The sequence below is a fragment of the Desulfobaculum senezii genome (assembly GCF_054657395.1).
The window spans coordinates 799,213-817,990 of record NZ_BAAHYU010000002.1; the positions used below are offsets into that span (position 1 = coordinate 799,213).

The window sequence follows — 18,778 nt, forward strand, 5'->3', positions numbered from 1 at the left end:
GCTACGCGTTAATCTTCACGCGCACCGTGTCGTCGGCCGCGTCGGCGGCGGCAAAGGCCACGCCGCAGGGGTGCGTGCTGGTGGTTTCCGTGGTCACCACGCCGGCGGTGGCGTCCCAGTACAGGTCCGCGCCCTGCGTCATGCCCACGGCGTCGGCCTTGGGCAGTTCAAAGACTTCCTCCAGCGCCACCTGCCCGCAGCCTCCGGCGGGGATGTCGCCAAGGGCCACGCCAAACAGCGCGCCCACCACAATGCCGGAGCCGGACGCAATGTCCTGCTCGGTCGTATTTTCGTAGGGCATCACCGCGCCCTTTTGGATATGGTTCTGTGCCATGGGGTTCTCCTTATTTGCCGGGGTTCTTGAACAGGCCGCGATAGCCCATGCAGCCCACGCCAAACACGTGGCGCAGCTTGTATTCAATGCCGTCGATGTCGAAGGCCTCCCGCTCGAACACTTCCGGCTCGCGCCGCCCGTCAAGGAAGGCCACTTCAAAGTGTTCGGTAGCGAAGGGGCTGGCCGCTGCGTACCAGGCCTTTTCGCTGAATTGGTCCAGATAGCCCTCCACGATGGGGGTCATCTTGCCGGCGTGCGGGTTCACCACGCCCTCGTTCTTGCCGCCCTCGGTGGACGCCAGGGACCGCATCAGCACGTCCGCCTGCGTTTCCTGCGCGGCGGGCACGATGAGGTATTCCGGCGCAACGTTCATGATGGCGCCCTGCGGGGTTTTCTGGGTGCGCATCACCTTGCGGCAGTCGGTCAGGCCTGCGCTGGACACCGGGCCAAGCCCGGTGGTGGCGACGTTGCCGTGCGCCGTATGGAACAGCGGCTTGCCGTCGCTCATCATCCACGTGCTGGCGACCAGCTTGCCGTAAACCTGTTCCGTTTCCTTGCGGCGCGCGGCCTGCCCGAACATGAGGGGGATGCGGGTAAAGGCCCGCAGGTCGTCGTTGATGAGCATTTCCCACGTCAGGGCGAACTTGATGCCGAACTTGTTCACGGAATACTGTTCCGCAAAGTCCCGCAGACTTCCGTGCTGGTACTCGCCGTTTTCGCCAACGGGCTGCAGCTCCGGCAGGTCGGAAATGTTCACGCCCACCATCGGCTTAAAGTCCGTGGCGTCGGTAATGGCGCACCAGGCTTCCCACGTGCTGGCGGCCTGCTGATAGCCGGAGAGGAGCACGCGGTTTGCCGTGGCGGAAATCACCTGGCGAAAATCGCTGGAGCTGGAGCCGATGGTGCTGGAGAGCTGGCGGCTACCTGCGCCCACCAGCATGTCTGCCACCTGCCTGTCGGACAAGCGGCTCACATTCACGCCGTTGGCGCTCAGGATGGCTTCGCCCACACGCGTCAGGCGCATGCCCCGGAAGTCCTCGGCGCCGTCGGCAGGCTTTTCCAGCTGCACGCCGCGCACGCGCATGGCCAGCCCGTCGGATGCCGCCAGCACCAGCTTGTCGCGGGCGGTGGCGCCCATCTCCATGCTGGGCATGGTGGGGGAGAGCGGCGGGTTTTCCTTGGCGGCCAACGTGAACAGGGCGTCCGTGGCCGCGCCGACCGTGGTGTTCAGGTCGCCAAGGGCTTTGGTCACCTGCTCATCCGTCAGGCCAAGGCGCTTGCCGCGCTGCTGCAGGGCCAGCACGTCCTGCCCGGACAGGGTGGCGGCCGAGCCGGGTGCGTTTGCCGGGGCCGGGGCCGGGGCCGGAGTCGGAGAGGGCGCCGGCCCGGTCTTCGGCTGCTGCAGTTCCTCGCCGCTCTGCGCCGCCAGTGCGGCCGTCAGTTTCTCCGGATCCAGCCCGGCCATGAACTGCACGGCCTCGTCGTTCGACGCCGTGGCGGGCAGCCCGGCCTTTTCCAAAACCGCGCGCATTTCCTTGCTGATCTTCACGTCAGCCTCCTTGGGGTTAGGGTTTCGGGGCGTGCCGCCCGCATTCATGTTCGCCGTTGCTGCGGTGTCGTCGTCCGCGCCGAACAGGAGCCACGACGTTTCAAACACTTCAGACTTTTCCCAGATGTCTACCGGTCCCTCGACGGTGATGCCGTTCACCTCGCGGCTGGCGCCACGTTCCAGATGGGTAATTTCCAGCGCATTCACGCCCACGCTGGCCTGCCAAGGGACGCCCTCTTCGGCGAGGGCCAGCGTTTCCTTGGCGCAGTCCGTCACGGCTGAGAACGCGCCAAACACGTAAAAGCCGTTTTTGTCGGTGGTGGACTGGTCAATGGTGCCCACAATCTGCTCGCGTGAATGGTTCAGCAGGGCAGGCACCTTGGCCTGCGCCAGCTGCATGCCGTCCAGATCAATGATGAAGCGCCCCATCCAGCCCCAGTCGATGAGCTTTCCCGTGTAGGCGAGGATGGAGAATCGCCGGGGCGCGTCCGTGTCCGCGTCGTCACCCGTTGGCGCTTCCAGCAGGGTCACATCCGGCGCGGCCAGCGTGGCCTGTCCATCGTCCACAAACGCGGCCAGACGCTGCATGCGCGCCTCGTTCCAGCCTGCGGTGCACAGGGGCAGGGCGTCCTCGGGGGCCATGCCGTCGTCCGTGTAGGCGGCGGCGCAGCGGCGCAAAAAGTCCTGTTTGCTTTCGCCGGGCTTCGGTTTCAGTTTCATGCTGTCTCCTTGTCCTTGGGGGGAATGTTTGCCTCGCGCATGCGCCGCTCTTCGCGCTCCAGCTGGGATACGTTCTCGTCAAAGTCCTCGCCGCGCTGGGCGCAGAGCTTGCGGCGCGTGGTCAGGCCGAGGCCGAGTTCCAGCTCGGCTGCCTTGGCGTCTTTCAGCGGATCCACCCACGGCCAGCCCGGCGTCTGCCAGCTCACCGGCACCTCGGCCGGGATGCCCCTGGCAATGCCAAACGCCGACAGGTACGCGGTGAATCGCGTCCACATGGGTTCGCAGGCCTTGCGGACCAGGTAGTTCTGCTGGCGCGCGTAGTTGCGGCGCTCCTCCAGTGCGGCGGAGCGCGCCGAGGAATAGCTGGCGTCGGTGTAGTCGTTAGAAAAGGCCTCGTAGCTCATGCCGGCGGCAACACTGGCCGTGCGCAGCTGCTGCTTGGAGAACGGCTCGTAGGCTTGGCTGGGTCGGTTGGTTCCGGCGGTCTGAATTTTGGTGCCGGAGGGAAGGGTGCAGATGCGTCCGGGCTCCACGAAGTCCGGCACGTTCCCGGTGGCGGCGTCGCCGTCAGCGCCTGCGCCGGGGCCGTAGCCATCGGGGCCAAAGCCGCAGAGGGCTCCTGCCCCCGCTTCCGGGTAGGGCGATTCGATGAAGAACCCAAAGGCCGAGAGCAGACGCGCGGCAATCTGCTCGCTGTCCTGATACTCGTCATAGTTGCGCATCAGTTGAATCATGGCGGCAAGGCGGGAAATGCCGCGCGTCTGGCTGGCGCGGCGGCGTTCAAACACGTGGACAATTTCGCTGGCGTCCACGCGCCGGACCTCAAGGCTGGTCCCCTGCGGGTCGCCGGGATGGGCGGTGCGCAGGTGATAGGCCACCACGCGGCCCTGCTGGTCAAACTCGATGCCCCGGCGGGCGGTGTGCCCGTTTCTCAGGGTGCCGTGCAGCGAGTCGTCCAGCAGGTCGGCCTCGATGACTTCCACGCCCAGGGGAACGATGCCGCGCGCCAGCAGGTCGCGGTCAGGGTAAAAATGCAAAAGGCTTTCGCCGTCCGTCCAGTCGTGACGAAAAACCAGCTCCACGATGTCCTGCCACCCCACGGCCTTGGCCCACGCGCGAAAGTGCTTTTCCACCTCGGCGTTCTGCTCGGCCAACAGGTCGCCGCGTTGATCGACAAGCCGCGCCTGCGGATGAATGCCCGTGTGGCAAACGTTGGAAACAACGCGGTCCAGCGCGCCGGACACATGGGGGGAGTTACGCACCAGGTCGCGGGCACGGGCGACAACCTCCACCCAGTCGCGGCGGATAATCTCATCGGCGGATCCGCGCGAGGGGCGCCAGTTTCGGTTCGGCCCGGACTTTGCGCCGCCGTAGTACGAGAGCAGCGCCATGCGTTTTTTCGACCACGACAACGCGCGGCCGGGGGAGAGCACGCCAATGGTGCGGCCCACAAGTCGGGTCCACAGGTCTGGCCGGGGCCGCCCAATCATCGCCGCCCCCCAAATACCACCGTGGAACACCCAAACCGCCCACCGCGCCGCGCAATCTCTATGCGCTGCTCCAGGTCCGCAATCGCCTCATTCAACCGCCCCAGCCCCGCCCGCGTATACTGCACCCCGTCCACGGAGTACGACTGATACCCGGCCAAAAGAGCATCCCGGCAGTCCTCAAACTTCTTCAACCTTGCTCGCAGCTCGGAAAGACTCGCCATAAAAAAGCCCCCAACTTCGTGTAGTTGGGGGCACGTTACACATGCGAAAAAAAGAAAGTGAAGGAAGTCGTTACTTACTAGGTAATTTAACTGGTTGACACGGCTTCATAGAAGCAACACGAACGGGCCTCAACTCACCATTGGCGCTTGTAAATTCGCTGCCAATTACAAACGAATACCAATGCCCATCAATTGCTAGAAACGGCGGCGTTGTGGTCATGGTGCGCGTATACAGTGGGTTGCCGAACTCATCCTGACCAGACGGGATACGCACACGGCTACCTCGCGGCAGGTCTGGGGGCGCTTCTTTTGTTGGTTGCTCACCGTCCAGGGCTGTAATGCTTAATTCACGCAGTAGCGAAAGCACGCCGTCTAGATCTCGGAATGTCCATTTGCCAGTAGCGTGGTCCCATACGCGGTCTACACGGACGCGGAAAAGCCCCGGCTCCGCACCGGCACGCCCTTCCCACAGCTCGGCGGGGTAGATTTCAACTTTTGTGCTGGAATTGGCATTTTTTCTAAGTAAAAACGTTAGCGCTTTGTGTGCGATTTTCGGCATACTTTACCCCGTAGCCCTTTCGGAAGCGGCTTCGATACTCTTGATTGTCGTGCGTATTTGGCTAAGCAGGCAGGACGGATTTTCGCAATGGTGATAGCGAACCTTGATGCCGCCGGACCACGCGGGCGAGGAGTAGACGCGGACACGCTTGCCACACAGGGGGCAGGCTGCCCCGCCCTTGCGTGAGTAGTCCACCCCACTTCGCGCCTTGCTCATGGCGATGACGATGGCTTTTTTCATGCCGACTACCTCCTGAAATGGTTGAGGCCGCCCGTGTACGGGTTCGGTGTTGCGGTTTTGTGCGGTGCGGTGCGGGCTGCCTTGGGCTTTGCCGCCCTCGGCGTCCAAGCCTTCACACCCAGCAGATCAGCCGCCGCGAGGTTGTAGGCGGAGACGTCCCAGCCGTGGTTGGCCTTGTGGTCGGGGCACACCCAGTGGCCCTTGTCGTCAACGTACTCGGCGCAGAGCTGCCGCGCCCAGTCTTCCGTGGCTTCACTGTGCAGGTGCCACGCGCCAGGGTCGGCGGGGTGCACTTCCAGCTTGGAGCTGAGCGCGTTCTTGAAGTGCGTTGTATTCACGCGCAGCAGCTTGAGGCCGCCGGCGATGGGTTTGTTTGTGCCGGGGTAGGTGTCCACCTGCGTAAACGCGTGGGGCCGGTTCATGGTGCGTTCGCCCTTGAGCGGCAGGATGCGGCCACGGTTCGCGCGGCAGAAGTCGTAGACCTCGGCCGTGTAGTGGCCCATGGCGTCAATGAGCGCGAGGCGGACAAGGTAGCGCTGCCCGGCGGCGTCCAGGTACTGCCGCCCCCACAGCACTTCGGCCAGCGCTTCAAAGCTGCCCATTTCGCCCTCGCAGATCTGCCAGGACTCGTGCGCCATGCCCCAGCCCCACGCCCGTATCTCGTAGACGAAATAGCCGCCGCGTCCGGACTGCGTGTCAATGCCTGCCGTCAGGCACGCCACCTGCCCGCCGCCCGGCACCAGATAGCGTGGGCGGTCGTCGCGAAGGAGGAGAATGCGGTCTTCGCTGCGCTCCTGTGTGTACTCCACCCACGGCTCGGCCTTGTGCGCGTTCATAAAGTCGCGCATAGCCACCTTCTCCTTGAGGCCACGCAGAAATGCCGCCGCGCACTCGGACAGGGACACAAAGGGTGACAGCCAGCTTGGCAGATGAAAGCCGACGTGCCGGGGCCGGTGCGCGCGCAGGTAGGCCTGCAGCTCCGCGCCCGTCACTCTGTCGCGCCATTCACCAAGGCGCACGGCGCGGTCGCGCATGGCGTCGTCCCAGTGCCCGCCGCACAGTTCGCACTCGTAGGTGGCGAGGTGCTCGGCCACCATGCGCTCCGGGTCGCGGCAGTCCTTGTCAAATCGGATTTGGTCAAAGTTCATCAGCTGCCACGCCCCGCACTTGGGGCAGCGCACGTGGAAGTGGAACACCACCTGCGCCGCATTCAGCGCGCGCCAGATGGGGCCGCTTTCCGTGGTAGGCGTGGAGAGCGTCCAGATTTTGCGGTTCCACTTGTAGGTGGTGGTGCGCTTCTTGGCGAGGCTGATGGGGTCGGCCTCGCGCTTGCCTGCCGTGTCCGGGTACTTGTCCACCTCGTCGCACACCATGTAGCGGACGGGCTTGTTGGACAGCCGGCTGGCGGAGCGCGCCCAGCTGAAATACAGCGGCATATGCTGCAGGTTGATGCGCAGGGAGGCCTCATCATCCGCCACGCCCGTGCGGTACGTGGACAGGCGCGTGCTGGCGGAGATCATGGGCAGCACGCGGTCCATGCAGTTCTCCTTGGCGGTAATCTGGTCCGGGTACACGAACATGGCCGGGCCGGGCTGGCGGTCAATGGCGTAGCCGATGCAGTTGTTCACCAGCTCGCTTTTCCCCACCTGCGGGGCGGCGCACACGTCCACTTCCTGCACGCAGGGAGAAAACGAGGCATCCATGATGCCGGCAAGGTAGGGCGTCACGTCGTTGCGCCACTTGCCGGGCATGCTGGACATGGTCAGCACGCGGTGCCGCTCCGCCCATTTTGAGACAGGCACGGCGCGGCGCCGGCGCAGGGCCTTGCGCTCGGCAGATGCGGGGCAAAAGCGGTGCACGCGCGGCGCGCCCTCGGGCTTCCACTTGCCGGAAACAACAATGCGTGTTGGCGTTTTTGCGCTAGTCTGCTTCATCAAATTCCACCTCGAATTCCTGCGTCCGGGCGTATTCGTCCATGGCTGCGTCCAGCTCCTCCTGGAGCGTGGTCAACAGGTCCTGCGCGCGTGCCGCGTCCCCGCCCACCATGAAAACCCAGTCCGACACGCGGGCCATGAACAGCTGCTTCAGCCGCGCTTCCAGCACGCCCGCCCGCGCGGCAAAGGCCAGCTCCACCTCCGTGCGCGGGATGTACTTGCCGCGCTTTACGTCCAGATCGAACTCGGCAGCGTTTGCCTGGGCGCGGAGCTTGCGCACTTCCTCGCGCTGCTTTTCGCGGGCAATCTCGCTGTTTTCGTCGGCCTCGCGCAGGCCGGTTTCAGCGCGCTTTAAGAAGTCCCGCGCGTATTGCAGAACGCGCTTTTCGCTGTAGTGCCCGCTTTTCTCTGGCCGGATGCGCCCGCTTTTCTTGTGGCGCGACAGGGTGGAGCGCTTCGCCACAAAGCCCTGTCCCTCCAAAAACGCCCCCACGTCCTTGAGCGTCCTGAATGTGCGCTGCGTGGTCATCGTCACCTCACCGTCAGGTTCTCCGCCGTGATGACTCCGGCGGGGTGGTTGTCCAGATACTGGCCCAGCTCGTCATCATGAAAGCACAGCTCCTTGAGCCTGCTCATGATGCCGTGATGCCCCTGCAGCCCCTTGGGCACCGCAAAGGGGCGCGAGCCGCTAAAGGTCAGCGCGATGCCCGTTTCGCGCAGCAGGCGCTGCAGCGCGGGCAGGTTGGCGGGCAGGGCAGGCGCGTGCGTGGGCTGCGGCGTCTGCTCCGGAGTTGGGGCAGGGCGCTGCGTCTTGGGCGGCAGCAGCATCACCGGCGGGAGGCCCGCGCGGATCCACGCGCCGATGTCCACGCCAAGGGCAAAGGCGTCGCCGGGGTCTTTGCCTTCCGGAACGGGCCAACGCTGGGCGCGCTCATAGGCGCGTTGCCACCATTCGCGCAGTTTGGCCTGCGCCTGCGCTTTGGCCTCGCCTACGCCGGCGTCCACCGCGTCAAAGTCCAGCGCGTTCAGGATGCACAGGGCGTTGGTCAGCAGCTCATGCACCGCGCGGTCCGGCTTGGCCGATAGCGTGCCGATGCCAAGGGCGCCCACGTCCGAACCGGTGGCAGCGTCGCAGAGCATGGCGTCCAGCTCCGCCTCCACCACCACAAAGGCGCGTGCCGTGGGGTTGAGGACGTAGGTGCCGTTGCCGCTGCCGGGCACCCAGTAGTATTTCCGTGGCCCAAACGGGCCGGGCTTTGGCCGGCGCACACGCACGCGGTGCAGCTGGCGGTCCCGGTACACCGGGATGACGAGGCCGGCGGGAATCCACAGCGTGTTGGTCATGGTGCCGGGCTTGCTGGCGCTTTCCTTTGGGGGCAGCCCCCACGCGGGGCGTTGCTTGTACACGTCGCTGGGCAGCCAGCCGAGGCGGTAGCGCTGCGCGGCGTCCTCGGTGATGCCTCGCCCTGCCAAATACGCCAGCGCTTCGGGCGTGCGCAGCAGGGTCTCGTGGGCGCTGTCCACCAGCTTGGTGCCCTTCTCGCGCCACGCCTCGCTTGGCTCCCGCGCCGGCGCGCTGGGCAGACGCGGCGCGCTTGACCGCCGCACCGGGGGCGTGCGCCGCGCGGCCGGGATGATGTCCCGGCCCACGGCCTGCGCTGCCGCCTTGAAGTCCAGCCCCCGAAACTCAATCAGGTACTGAATGGCGTCGCCCCCGGCGTCACACATGCGGCACCACCAGCTGCCCTCGCCGTCGTTTTGCGCGGGCCAGCAGTGGAAGCGATCCCGCCCCCCGCACGCCGGGCAGGGGCTATGGTACTCCCCGCCCTTGGTGTCGGCGGCCTTCTTGGGCACGATGCCGTCAGCCCGCAGCAGCTCCAGCACATTCATCGCCGCCCCCCTCCACCCAAGGAAAAAACGCGATTTTTTGCCATGGTCCTCATGGTCCTACCTTCGTCCTTGCATCGTCCTGTTGTTGGTCCTGTCTCTAAGATCTTCATATTCTATCCTTTTTCTCTTTCTCTAGGATGAAAGGAAGAAAGATGGTGATATTCACCACTGAAAGCCAAAACCCCGCAATAGACCGGATTCCACATGGTTCATCCTATGGTCCTGCCGCACCTGTCCGGCCCCGTGGTTCCGGGCTTTTCGCTGTAGAGCAGTGCGCGGCAAATGCTCCTGCGTATGGTCCTTGGTCCTGCCTACAGTGAGCCTTGCATGGACTCCCGCGCCTCGGTGGTCAGAAGCACGCCGTAGTACCAGTTCTTGCCGCCGACTTTGCGCTTGGCGAATTTCTGTTGCGCCAGCGCGCCGAACTTCCGCTGCGGGAATTGCTTCTTGCGCGAGATGTTCACGGCAAACCAGCGCACGAAGGCGTCGTATAGCTCCGTGGCGTTGGTCCGTGTGCGGGTGTCGTTTTCGTCTGCGGGCACCAACTCGCAGCAGTCGTCTATGAACAGGGCAAGCAGATCTTCGTCGCGGCGGTAGTCCTCGGTGGCCGCGCGGACCTTGGCGGGGGGATTCAGGCCATCCCGTTGCCATTCAAGGCAGCCTTGGACCAGCCAGGACAAAATGCCGGGCGCTTCCTTGAGAAGGGCCGCTTTCAGGCCGTCGTCCCGGCGCATTTCGGTTTCGTCCTTGGGTTCGCGGTCAACAAAGGACCGCTCGAAGGGGATAAGGTGCAGCCGCTCCCAAAAGGCGAAGTCGTCCGCCGGGGCGTGTGGCTTGTGGTTGGTCAGCAGGAAGAGGGTATGCGTCGGCGCAAAGGTCACGGAGCGCTTGTCATTGGGCCAGCGCCCCGTCAGGGTGTCGCCGCCCGAGAGCCACTTGCAGCGCGACGCGGAAAAGCGCCTGCCTTCGTCAGTCTCGGACGCGAAGACGGCGCGCATGCCGCGCAGTCCCATGATGGATGGGGAGGGCGCATCCGCGTTGCGTGCGGCGTTCTGGTCCAGCAGCATTTCTGCAGGGATTGGTCCGCCCAGCGGGCCAAGGACGTGCTGCACCATCTCAACCAGCAGGGACTTGCCGTTGCGTCCCTTGCCATGGAGTACAGGCAGCACGTGTTCCTTGTTTCCGCAGCGTAGGCAGGAGCCAAACAGTCGCCGGGTGTAGTCCACCATGTCCTGATCATCGGAGAGGATTTCCCGCAGGAACTGCTCCCAACGCGGGGCCGGGGCGTTATAGACAAACTCGGTTGGGGAGGCCTTCAAGATGTAGTCTTCGGGCCGCCCCCCTCGCAGCAATCCAGTGCGAAGGTCCACTACTCCATTGGCGCAGCCAAGCAGCCATTCGGCGTTGTCCAGTTCGTCGCCGAAAATGCTGAGGCCGTTGCGGCCGCCTGCAGCGAATTCCAGCACAACGCCGGGGCCGTTTTGGCGGCGCATGCGCGACACGCGCTTCATGATGAGCTTTTGCTTCGCGCGGTGGAACTTGGCGAGGTCTTTGTCCCCAGCCTGTTCCGCTTCCGTCGCGGCGGTGCCGAGTTTGGAATGCTCGTCAAGCAGCCGTTCGGAAACGGCCTCCACCTCGGCGCGGGCGCGTTCGGGGTGAGGGTCCATGTCCCAGTGGTGCCCATTGAAGCGCAACCACTCCCGGCCTTGCCCAACGTACAGGAAGTGCCCCTTGTGCATGGCGGCATACAGCCGCCCAAGGCCAAGGTCTTCCTGTTCGCAGCACGCCAGCACAAACGCGGAGTCCACATTGTTAGAGCCGCCACCGCCGCCACCATGCTGCGGATCATCCTCGTCCGGATCACTCCCCAGCTCCTCGGCCCGGCGCGCGGCAACCTTCTCACGCATGGCCGCAAGGTCAGTCACGTTGCCGGCGCTTTCGGCGGCGGTGGCTGCAGGGGCTGTAGAGGCTGTAGGGGGTGCGGAGGCTACAGAGGCTGCAGGGGCTACGGGAGTAGTAGAGGCCGCAGCGGAAGAGCACGCCCCATCCCCGCCCCCGATCTGCGCCGCACCTTCCGCGCCGGCGGCGTGATCGGGGGCGGCGGGAGCGTGGTCTTCGTATGGACCGGGCGCAGCGCTGTTTGCATTGTCTTCACACACACCAGACGCGGCATCGTGTGCCAAGCCCGTGTTCGCGCTGGCCGTAGCCGCTGCCGCAGGAACTGTGGCAGCCGTCGCGCTGCCCGTGGTCGCTGCCGCCGTCGCGTTGCCCGTGGTCGCTGCCGGCGCACCATCTATATCTCCGGTAGGGTTCTGTGCGCCTTGCCCCTCGCCCTGAGCGGGCCTGGGGTACACGTCTTTGCGCTGTTCATTCTTAGGAGACATAGGCACCTCCGGCAGAAGTCAGGCCAGAATGCGCGCCAATCGTCCTTTCCGTGAAACACCCCAAAATCCCATTGTCCCGCCCATTCAAAAAACCACGCGCAAAAACACACCGCGCTGCATACGACCCCTGTCGGTAGGAGTCTTCGGAAGTACCTTGGCGGCGCGAGCGCGTGATGCAGGCGCAATGGACGATTGGAGTGCTTTTTATGTGAGGGGGAAGGGGGGAGCGGCCAAGGCGGCGCCCTTCGGCGGTCGCGGACGGCAGGGCGTCCGCGTCATGATCGCAGGCCGACCAAGGGGAAGAGTGATGAGAAGCAAAAGTCGAGCTGGGGTAGCCATAGGGTAGCCGCGCACAAAAAAAGCTTACAGGAAAAAACCTGTAAGCTGTTGTATTGTCTTGGTCGGGGCGGAGAGATTTGAACTCCCGACATCCTGCTCCCAAAGCAGGCGCGCTGCCAGACTGCGCCACGCCCCGAGGGAAGAGAAAAAGTGGAGCGGGAGACGGGATTTGAACCCGCGACTTCAACCTTGGCAAGGTTGCACTCTACCACTGAGTTACTCCCGCGTCGTGTCGTGAAGAACCACCTACTGAAAATGAAATCCCATGGCAAGCCCTAAGGGCGAACTTTTTCATTTTTTTCACTCGGCGGAAAAGACGCCGGGTATTGGGTGCTTGCACGAGGGGCAAAGGCCTTTGGTGTTGTGCGCGCCAAGGCTGAAGCCATGGCGCGCAATGACGACGTGGCCGCACGCGGGGCAAATGGTGCTTTCGGTGTTATGGCCGGGCACGTTGCCCGCATAAATGTATTGAAGCCCAGCATCCCGCCCAATGGCGATGGCGCGTTCCAGCGTGGCAACGGGCGTGGGTGGGCGGTCCATCATGGTGTAGTCCGGGTGGAAGCGTGACAGGTGCCACGGCGTGTCCGGGGAGAGCTCGTCATGGATAAAGGCCGCCATATCCGCAATTTCGCCGTCTGAATCGTTGACGTCCGGGACGAGGAGGGTGGTGACCTCCAGCCACCAACCAAGACGGCGCATCTGCTTGAGGTTGTCCAGCACAGGCTTGAGGCGTGCGCCGCAGAAGTCTGTATAGGCCGCCTCGGTGAAGGCCTTGAGGTCGATATTGGCGGCATCGATGTACGGCCCCAGCGTGTCGAGACACTCCGGGCTTTGGAAGCCGTTGGAGACAAGAATATTGCTCAGGCCGCGTTCATGGGCGGCGCGGGCGGTGTCGAGCATCAATTCATAAAAGATGGTGGGCTCGGAGTAGGTGTAGGAAATGGACCGGCACCCCCGGTCGATGGCGGCGTCCACAAGGCTTTCCGGTGTGGCGGGCTGGCCGGAGGGGAGCTGTCCGCTGCGCGGCGGCTGCGAGAGTGAGGCGTTTTGGCACCACGCGCAGGAGAAGTTGCACCCCATGGCGGCAAAGGAAAACGTCAGCGTGCCGGGCAAAAAGTGGAAGAGCGGCTTTTTCTCCACCGGGTCCACATGCAGGGCGGCGATGGTGTCTGCGTAGGTGATGAGGCTGCCGCCGCGGTTTTCGCGCACCCCGCACAGGCCCCGCGCGTCCGGCGCAATGATGCAGAAGTGGCTGCACAGGCGGCATTGTACCCGGTCGCCGCTGATGGATTTCCAAAGCTGCGCCTGTCGCATGGTTACTCCTTTGGGCGTTGGCCGGGAGTGGTGCTGTTTTTGGGCGTAATGGAAATGTTGGGTTCAATGGTCAGCGGGATGTGGTATTCCTGCTGGTGCGTCTCGTCATGGCGGGGGGCGGGCTGCACGCGGATGATGCGGTCGCCGGTGTCATCGCGGCGCTCCATGTGGATGCCCTCGTCGGATGTGCCGAAGACGCGGTCCTTTCTGGGGGCGGGGGCCTGTGGTGAGGTGTCGCACTGGGCTGGCACAGGCACCATAACAGCCACAAAAAGCACGGCAAAAGCGAGTATGGCAAGGCGCGGTGGAGAAAAGCGCGTGTGCAGCATGAAAAAATCTCCCTTGAATTTCGGCACTGAAAACCATATAAGCGACTCCCGACCAAGGCGGCAAGCCGCTTTCACCGCAAGGAGCACATCCCATGACAGACAGGGCCAAGGCCTATACCGAAGCTGGCGTAAACATTGACGCCGGCAACGAGTTTGTTTCCCGGATCAAATCCATGGTTTCCTCGACCTTTACAGGCGGGGTCGTGACCGATATCGGCGGGTTCGGCGGTCTTTTCAAGCTGGATACCAATTCCATGGAAAATCCCGTTCTCGTAGCCTCCACCGATGGCGTGGGCACCAAGCTCAACCTCGCCTTTCAGTACGACAGGCACGATACAATCGGTATCGACCTTGTGGCAATGAGTGTCAACGACATTCTTGTCCAGGGAGCCAAACCTCTTTTCTTCCTCGACTATTTCGCCACCGGCAAGCTGAATGTCGGCACGGCGGAGAAGGTTGTCGCGGGTATTGTTGATGGCTGCAAGCAGAGCCGCTGTGCACTGCTTGGCGGCGAGACGGCAGAGATGCCGGACTTCTACAAGCCCGGCGAGTACGACCTGTCCGGATTCTGCGTTGGTGTTGTTGATAATGCCAACATTGTGGACGGTTCGTCCATCCGCCCCGGCGACAAAATCATTGGCCTTGGAAGCTCCGGCGTCCATTCCAACGGGTATTCGCTGGTGCGCAAGCTGGCTACGCAGGCCGGCCTGAAGGGTGACGACACCTTCCCCGGCACCGACAGAACCGCTGCGGACGTGCTCCTTGAGCCCACCCGCATCTATGTGGAAACCGTGCGCGGCCTGATGCGCGACATGACCATTAAGGGCATGTGCCACGTTACCGGCGGCGGCTTCTACGACAACATTCCGCGCATTCTGCCGCGCGGGGTGGTGGCTTCCATCGATTTCGACAGCTGGGACATCCTTCCGGTGTTCAACTGGCTGAAGGAAGAGGGGCAGCTGAGCTGGCCCGAAATGTTGCAGATTTTCAACTGCGGTATCGGTTACATCCTCATCGTTTCCGAGGATATAGCCGAGGACGTTGTCAACCGCGCCAAGGGCATGGGCGAAAGCGCCTGGGTCATCGGCGAAATTAAATCGCAAAAAAAGGTTGACAAAGAGCGGGTAATCGTGGATTTTCCGCAAGCGCGCTGAGGGAAAAGCCGTTGAACAACGGTCCTTTAGAACGCTTCTGTGCAGCGCAGGCCAGTAGCTCTAACGGCTAGAGCGGCGGTCTCCAAAACCGCATGTTGGGGGTTCGAATCCCTCCTGGCCTGCCACACACCGCAAGTATAGCCCTTGCTCCTCTGGAGCAAGGGCTTTTTTGCGTCTGGTGCGTGGCGTTCTGCATCTGCGGTGTTGCGTGCGGAGCCGTGATGCGTAGGGTGCACTGCAAGAGTGCCACAGAGGCGTACACGGCTGATTCGCGGGGGCCACAGGCACAGTGCTGTGCAAGGACTGGTTCCTGCTCAGCGTAGTTGTCAGGCGACTGCAAAGCGTAGCAGGGGGCGGCCGCTTTTCGGCGCGCAGAGGCTGGCTGCTGCGTGGGTGGAATTCAGCGTGGCAGGGCAGGTGTAGAAGCGGCAGGGCGGGTATGTGTTGTCCTGCAACGCAGAACGGGCGGCATCCAGTGGATGCCGCCCGTTCTTTTTACGCGTGGTGTGTCCGCCTGCGGCTTAGCCGAGGAACGGATTGAAGTAGCCGAAGTTCAGCCACGGGGCGGCCTTTTTCAGCCGCTTCTTGAAATGCTTAAAGCCCATGTTTGCGCCGGGGGCGTAAGGCAGGGCGATGTCGAGGTAGAGCTCGGGGTCCAGATTAAGATTGCGTAGCTGGATGAAGTCCACCTTGAGGTCGGTCACGAAGTCCTGCAGCATGCCGAGTTCGCCCTCGGTGTCGTTGACGCCGGGGAAGAAGAGGTAGTTCAGGGAGACGAACAGGCCGTTCTTTTTGGCTTCGCGGATGGTCTCCTTCACCTGCTCCAGCCCGTCGTAGCCTGCGGGGCGGTAGTAGGCGTTGTAGAGGCCGGGGTTGGCGCTGTTCATGGACACGCGGATGGAGTTGAGTCCGGCCTTGGCCAGCGGCTCCATGGTCTCGGGGCGGCTGGCGTTGGTGTTGATGTTCACCGTGCCTGTGCCGCCAGCCTTGCGGAAGGCGCGGATAGAATCCTCAATCAGGCGGGCTTCCGTGAGGGGTTCGCCCTCGCAGCCCTGCCCGAAGGAGTAGACCGGGCGCTTTTTCTCGCGGCTGTTGTGCTCCAGCATCACTTCCACCACTTCCTGCGGCTTGGGGCGGAAGGAGATGCGGTTCTGCGGCGAGCAGAAGCCGGAATCCTCGGGCTGGTGGGAAATACAGCCAACGCAGCGGGCGTTGCAGGTCTGGGAGGTGGGCAGCGGCGCTTCAAAGCGCCCAAGGGCGAGGTTCTTGGCCGCCGGGCAGCCAAAGGTCAGCGCGCACCGGGCCAGATGCCCCATCAGGCGGTTGTCCGGATACTTTTTTAGGAGCTTTTGCGCGCCCTTTTCGATGCGCTCGTCCGGGATGCCGGAGAAGACCTGACGCATATCCTCGTCCACTTTTTTGGCGGCCACCCAAAAGCGTCCGTTGGCGTAGCCTACGGCGGCGTAGGCCACCAGCGGCAGGATGGGGGCATCGTCCTGTGTGACGTAGGAGGACACGCCTGTGATGGTGTAGGCCGGGCAGACAAAGGCCGCCACGGCGTTTTCGTCCAGACAGATGGCTTCGCCGGTTTCTTCGTCAAAGCCGACGGCGCTGCGTCCGGGCAGAAGGAAAACGTCGCTGCCCTTGGGCAGGGGGGTGAGTTCATCCGGGCGGGGCAGGGCGAACTCGTCACCGCGGCGGGTCATCATGAGCAGGCCGGGATGGTCGTATATCTGGCCGGATTCGTCGGCGAAGAGCAGACGCGGCCGCACTTTGCTTGAAGCCATGGGCTACTGCACCTCAAAAAGTTATGTGTGGGCCAAAGCCCGTGAAAAAGGGCGAATTCGCCATAGCGAATTCGCCCTCATAGCAGCAATCGAAGCGTAAGAAAATCTTAGCGCTTGGAGAACTGGAAGTTGGCACGTGCACCGCGCTGGCCGTACTTCTTACGTTCCTTGACGCGAGCGTCGCGGGTGATAAGACCAGCTTTCTTGAGCGGGCCGCGGAGTTCGGGATCGAACTCCATCAGCGCACGGGCGATGCCGTGGCGGACGGCCTGTGCCTGACCAGCCTGACCGCCACCAGAAACGTTGACCTTAACGTCGAACTTGCCGATCGTTTTGGTCAGGTTCAGGGGCTGGCGGATGATCATCTGCAGGGTGGCGCGGGGGAAGAAGTCCTCGTAAGGACGTCCATTGACCACAATCTGGCCGCTGCCGTTGTCGTAAAGACGGGTGCGGGCGACGGAGGTCTTCCTTTTACCGGTACCGTAGAAAAATTCGTTGCTCATAATGTATTTCTCCCTCACTGTACCGGACTAAACGTCCAGGGGCTTGGGCTGCTGAGAGGCGTGGGGATGCTCAGAACCAGTGTAGACCTTGAGCTTTTTGAGGATCTGACGACCGAGACGGTTCTTCGGCAGCATGCCGCGAACAGCCTTGATGATGACGTCCTCAGGCTTGGTTTCCAGCATGGTCCGGAGGTTGGCCTCGCGGATGCCGCCCGGGTAGCCAGTGTGACGGTAGTACATCTTCTGGTCCAGCTTGTGACCGGTCACCTTGATCTTCTCGGCATTGACCACAACGATGAAATCACCGCAATCTACGTGAGGCGCAAACTCGGGCTTGTGCTTACCACGCAGGCGGGTGGCAATCTCGGTGGCGAGACGGCCAAGGATTTTGTCTTCGGCGTCCACAACGAACCAGTCGTTGGTGACTTCCTCAGGCTTGGGGCTGTACGTTTTCATTGTAAAATCTCTCCTCGCTCGTGCTGGAACGAAGTGCCATATGTCGTTCTATATCACTGCCGGACGAGAAATGCACCGACAGCGCGACGAAAATTGTAACGGGACGGACAAGGTAACTGAAACCCCTCCGTTTGAAAAGCCCCCACGGCAAAAAAGTGAAAATTCAACGATTCCGGCGCTTGAGCTTTGTTTTCGGGCGACGTATCGTCTTCTTTCCCGCGTCTACAACCCCCTTTGGAGGGATTATGCCAAGCATTCGCAAGAGTCTTTTGCAGTTCGTGTTCTCCGGCGCATACATGAAGCGCTGGAACGACAAGCTCCGCCCCATGAACCTGTGCGAGCTGGATAAGCAGGGGCACAAGATGATGGTGGCGTGGGTGCTGTACGTCCTCAACTCCCGGAATATGCCGCAGGAGGAGCGCATAGCCCTTGGCCTGCGCGTTATCGAGGGCGGATTGATCGATTACCTCTACCGCCTTGTCATAACCGATATCAAGCCGCCCGTCTTCTACAAGATTAAGGCGAATCCCCAGCACTACCGCCAGCTGTCCCTGTGGGTGCTGGAGCAGCTTTCCCCGCGCCTTCAGCCCCTTGGCGGCTCGTTTTGGAAGCGCCTTGAAACCCGCCTGACCACGGAGCGCGACGGGCAGGACCTGGCCGACCGCATCCTTGAGGCCGCGCATCTCTACGCATCCAGCTGGGAGTTTGGCCTTATCCGCGGTCTTGGCACGTGGGATGAGGAAAAGGCGGAGATTGACGAGAACTTTGCCCAAAAGCTGGAGGCGCTGAGCGATCTTGAAGGCGTCAGCGAATTGAGTCAGGGCTTGGGGTTGAACGGCGAATCGCCGGATGCAACAAAGCCCACCCTGTCCCATTTTGCCCACCTGTGCGGGCAGCTTCGCTTTCAGACCAGATGGTCGCAGACCCCGCGCATCCCCGAAACCTCGGTGCTGGGGCACCTGTTTACCGTGGCGGCGTATTCCTACTTTTTCAGCATCGCCTCCGATGCCGGGCGCGCCCAGCGGGTGAACAACTTCTTTGCCGCCCTCTATCACGACCTGCCCGAGGTGCTCACCCGCGATATCATCTCGCCGGTGAAGCAGTCCGTGGAGCCTCTTGCCGACCTCATCAAAGAGTATGAGGACAGCGAGCTGGAGCGCCGCGTGTTTGCCCGGCTGCGCAGTGGGGACTACAGCGATATTGCGGACCGGCTGGAATACTACCTTGGCATCAAGACCGGCTCGGAATTCACCGCCACGGCGTGGGTGGGCGGCAAACCCGTGAGCGTGACGCGCGAGGAATTGGCCCACCAGTACGACAGCGCGGCCTTTGACCCCAAAGACGGCGAAATGATCAAGGTCTGCGACCACCTTGCGGCCTTTGTGGAAGCCTACACCGCCGTGCGAAACGGCATTACCTCCGACCAATTGCAGGAGGCCGTGTGGCGCATCAAGCGGCAGTACGCCTCGGTGAGCCTTGGCGATGGTCTGCATATCGGCGCACTGCTCGCGGACTTTGACTAGCTGTTGGAAGTCCCCGCGCGCGGTGTGTGCGGGTGGGAAGGAGGCGCCCCGC

The 18,778-nt window shown here is 62.9% G+C and carries 16 protein-coding genes and 3 tRNA genes; 3 read left to right on the forward strand and 16 right to left on the reverse strand.

Annotated elements, in window-relative coordinates; all coding sequences use genetic code 11:
• Position 1: 1 nt before the first annotated feature.
• The 13 genes from ACYQ2T_RS04350 to ACYQ2T_RS04410 all read right to left on the reverse strand — a co-directional run bounded on the left by ACYQ2T_RS04350 (position 2) and on the right by ACYQ2T_RS04410 (position 13,303).
• Positions 2 to 334, reverse strand: coding sequence for a DUF2190 family protein (locus ACYQ2T_RS04350; RefSeq protein ID WP_459898745.1), 333 nt, complete (start codon positions 332 to 334; stop codon positions 2 to 4).
• A 10-nt stretch (positions 335 to 344) separates the two neighbouring features.
• Entirely contained in the window at positions 345 to 2,603 is a 2,259-nt protein-coding gene (locus tag ACYQ2T_RS04355) for a phage major capsid protein (RefSeq protein ID WP_459898747.1), read from the reverse strand.
• Positions 2,600 to 4,093 carry a phage portal protein gene (locus ACYQ2T_RS04360; RefSeq protein WP_459898749.1) on the reverse strand — a complete coding sequence of 498 codons (1,494 nt, stop codon included), beginning with the start codon at positions 4,091 to 4,093 and terminating at the stop codon, positions 2,600 to 2,602. The genes ACYQ2T_RS04355 and ACYQ2T_RS04360 overlap by 4 nt, the downstream gene beginning before the upstream one ends.
• 291 nt (positions 4,094 to 4,384) lie before the next feature.
• Positions 4,385 to 4,873, reverse strand: a complete 489-nt coding sequence (locus ACYQ2T_RS04365; protein ID WP_459898751.1) for a hypothetical protein — start codon at positions 4,871 to 4,873, stop codon at positions 4,385 to 4,387.
• Positions 4,874 to 4,876: 3 nt separating this feature from the next.
• On the reverse strand, positions 4,877 to 5,113 hold the full coding sequence (locus tag ACYQ2T_RS04370) for an ogr/Delta-like zinc finger family protein (protein ID WP_459898753.1): 237 nt from the start codon (positions 5,111 to 5,113) through the stop codon (positions 4,877 to 4,879).
• A 5-nt stretch (positions 5,114 to 5,118) separates the two neighbouring features.
• Complete coding sequence (locus tag ACYQ2T_RS04375) at positions 5,119 to 7,047, reverse strand: terminase gpA endonuclease subunit (RefSeq protein ID WP_459898755.1); 1,929 nt, start codon at positions 7,045 to 7,047, stop codon at positions 5,119 to 5,121.
• Entirely contained in the window at positions 7,034 to 7,576 is a 543-nt protein-coding gene (locus ACYQ2T_RS04380; RefSeq protein ID WP_459898757.1) for a hypothetical protein, read from the reverse strand. Before ACYQ2T_RS04380 ends, ACYQ2T_RS04375 begins: the two co-directional genes overlap by 14 nt.
• Positions 7,577 to 7,578: 2 nt before the next feature.
• Complete coding sequence (locus ACYQ2T_RS04385; protein ID WP_459898759.1) at positions 7,579 to 8,937, reverse strand: primase-helicase zinc-binding domain-containing protein; 1,359 nt, start codon at positions 8,935 to 8,937, stop codon at positions 7,579 to 7,581.
• A 311-nt stretch (positions 8,938 to 9,248) separates the two neighbouring features.
• The gene (locus tag ACYQ2T_RS04390; protein ID WP_459898761.1) at positions 9,249 to 10,862 is read right to left on the reverse strand and encodes a DNA primase family protein; all 1,614 of its coding nucleotides are present in this window, start codon (positions 10,860 to 10,862) and stop codon (positions 9,249 to 9,251) included.
• Positions 10,863 to 11,719: 857 nt separating this feature from the next.
• Positions 11,720 to 11,796 (reverse strand) — tRNA-Pro (locus ACYQ2T_RS04395).
• A gap of 15 nt (positions 11,797 to 11,811) precedes the next feature.
• Positions 11,812 to 11,886, reverse strand: a tRNA-Gly gene (locus ACYQ2T_RS04400).
• 74 nt (positions 11,887 to 11,960) lie between these two features.
• Entirely contained in the window at positions 11,961 to 12,974 is a 1,014-nt protein-coding gene (gene amrS / locus ACYQ2T_RS04405) for an AmmeMemoRadiSam system radical SAM enzyme (RefSeq protein ID WP_459898762.1), read from the reverse strand.
• Positions 12,975 to 12,976: 2 nt separating this feature from the next.
• Positions 12,977 to 13,303: a hypothetical protein gene (locus tag ACYQ2T_RS04410; RefSeq protein WP_459898764.1), complete on the reverse strand. Its 327-nt coding sequence runs from the start codon at positions 13,301 to 13,303 to the stop codon at positions 12,977 to 12,979.
• A 92-nt stretch (positions 13,304 to 13,395) separates the two neighbouring features.
• Here ACYQ2T_RS04410 and purM point away from each other — a divergent pair, with 92 nt between their 5' ends.
• Positions 13,396 to 14,457, forward strand: coding sequence for a phosphoribosylformylglycinamidine cyclo-ligase (gene purM, locus ACYQ2T_RS04415; protein WP_459898766.1), 1,062 nt, complete (start codon positions 13,396 to 13,398; stop codon positions 14,455 to 14,457).
• A gap of 48 nt (positions 14,458 to 14,505) precedes the next feature.
• Positions 14,506 to 14,582, forward strand: a tRNA-Trp gene (locus ACYQ2T_RS04420).
• Positions 14,583 to 14,978: 396 nt separating this feature from the next.
• Here ACYQ2T_RS04420 and ACYQ2T_RS04425 read toward each other — a convergent pair.
• From ACYQ2T_RS04425 to rplM, 3 genes are all read right to left on the reverse strand, one after another.
• Positions 14,979 to 16,244: a radical SAM family protein gene (locus tag ACYQ2T_RS04425; RefSeq protein WP_459898768.1), complete on the reverse strand. Its 1,266-nt coding sequence runs from the start codon at positions 16,242 to 16,244 to the stop codon at positions 14,979 to 14,981.
• Positions 16,245 to 16,351: 107 nt separating this feature from the next.
• A complete protein-coding gene (rpsI, locus tag ACYQ2T_RS04430) occupies positions 16,352 to 16,747 on the reverse strand; it encodes a 30S ribosomal protein S9 (RefSeq protein WP_404844237.1) in 396 nt (131 codons plus the stop codon).
• Positions 16,748 to 16,774: 27 nt separating this feature from the next.
• Complete coding sequence (gene rplM / locus ACYQ2T_RS04435; protein ID WP_404844238.1) at positions 16,775 to 17,203, reverse strand: 50S ribosomal protein L13; 429 nt, start codon at positions 17,201 to 17,203, stop codon at positions 16,775 to 16,777.
• Positions 17,204 to 17,448: 245 nt separating this feature from the next.
• Here rplM and ACYQ2T_RS04440 point away from each other — a divergent pair, with 245 nt between their 5' ends.
• On the forward strand, positions 17,449 to 18,726 hold the full coding sequence (locus tag ACYQ2T_RS04440) for an HD domain-containing protein (RefSeq protein WP_459898770.1): 1,278 nt from the start codon (positions 17,449 to 17,451) through the stop codon (positions 18,724 to 18,726).
• Positions 18,727 to 18,778: the final 52 nt, after the last annotated feature.

Coding starts and splice junctions, on each gene's coding strand:
- ACYQ2T_RS04370 (WP_459898753.1), bottom strand. CDS start 5,113: ATGAAAAAAGCCATCGTCATCGCCATGAGCAAGGCGCGAAGTGGGGTG.
- ACYQ2T_RS04440 (WP_459898770.1), top strand. CDS start 17,449: ATGCCAAGCATTCGCAAGAGTCTTTTGCAGTTCGTGTTCTCCGGCGCA.
- purM (WP_459898766.1), top strand. CDS start 13,396: ATGACAGACAGGGCCAAGGCCTATACCGAAGCTGGCGTAAACATTGAC.
- rpsI (WP_404844237.1), bottom strand. CDS start 16,747: ATGAGCAACGAATTTTTCTACGGTACCGGTAAAAGGAAGACCTCCGTC.
- ACYQ2T_RS04360 (WP_459898749.1), bottom strand. CDS start 4,093: ATGATTGGGCGGCCCCGGCCAGACCTGTGGACCCGACTTGTGGGCCGC.
- amrS (WP_459898762.1), bottom strand. CDS start 12,974: ATGCGACAGGCGCAGCTTTGGAAATCCATCAGCGGCGACCGGGTACAA.
- ACYQ2T_RS04355 (WP_459898747.1), bottom strand. CDS start 2,603: ATGAAACTGAAACCGAAGCCCGGCGAAAGCAAACAGGACTTTTTGCGC.
- rplM (WP_404844238.1), bottom strand. CDS start 17,203: ATGAAAACGTACAGCCCCAAGCCTGAGGAAGTCACCAACGACTGGTTC.
- ACYQ2T_RS04385 (WP_459898759.1), bottom strand. CDS start 8,937: ATGAATGTGCTGGAGCTGCTGCGGGCTGACGGCATCGTGCCCAAGAAG.
- ACYQ2T_RS04350 (WP_459898745.1), bottom strand. CDS start 334: ATGGCACAGAACCATATCCAAAAGGGCGCGGTGATGCCCTACGAAAAT.
- ACYQ2T_RS04425 (WP_459898768.1), bottom strand. CDS start 16,244: ATGGCTTCAAGCAAAGTGCGGCCGCGTCTGCTCTTCGCCGACGAATCC.
- ACYQ2T_RS04375 (WP_459898755.1), bottom strand. CDS start 7,047: ATGAAGCAGACTAGCGCAAAAACGCCAACACGCATTGTTGTTTCCGGC.
- ACYQ2T_RS04410 (WP_459898764.1), bottom strand. CDS start 13,303: ATGCTGCACACGCGCTTTTCTCCACCGCGCCTTGCCATACTCGCTTTT.
- ACYQ2T_RS04380 (WP_459898757.1), bottom strand. CDS start 7,576: ATGACCACGCAGCGCACATTCAGGACGCTCAAGGACGTGGGGGCGTTT.
- ACYQ2T_RS04365 (WP_459898751.1), bottom strand. CDS start 4,873: ATGCCGAAAATCGCACACAAAGCGCTAACGTTTTTACTTAGAAAAAAT.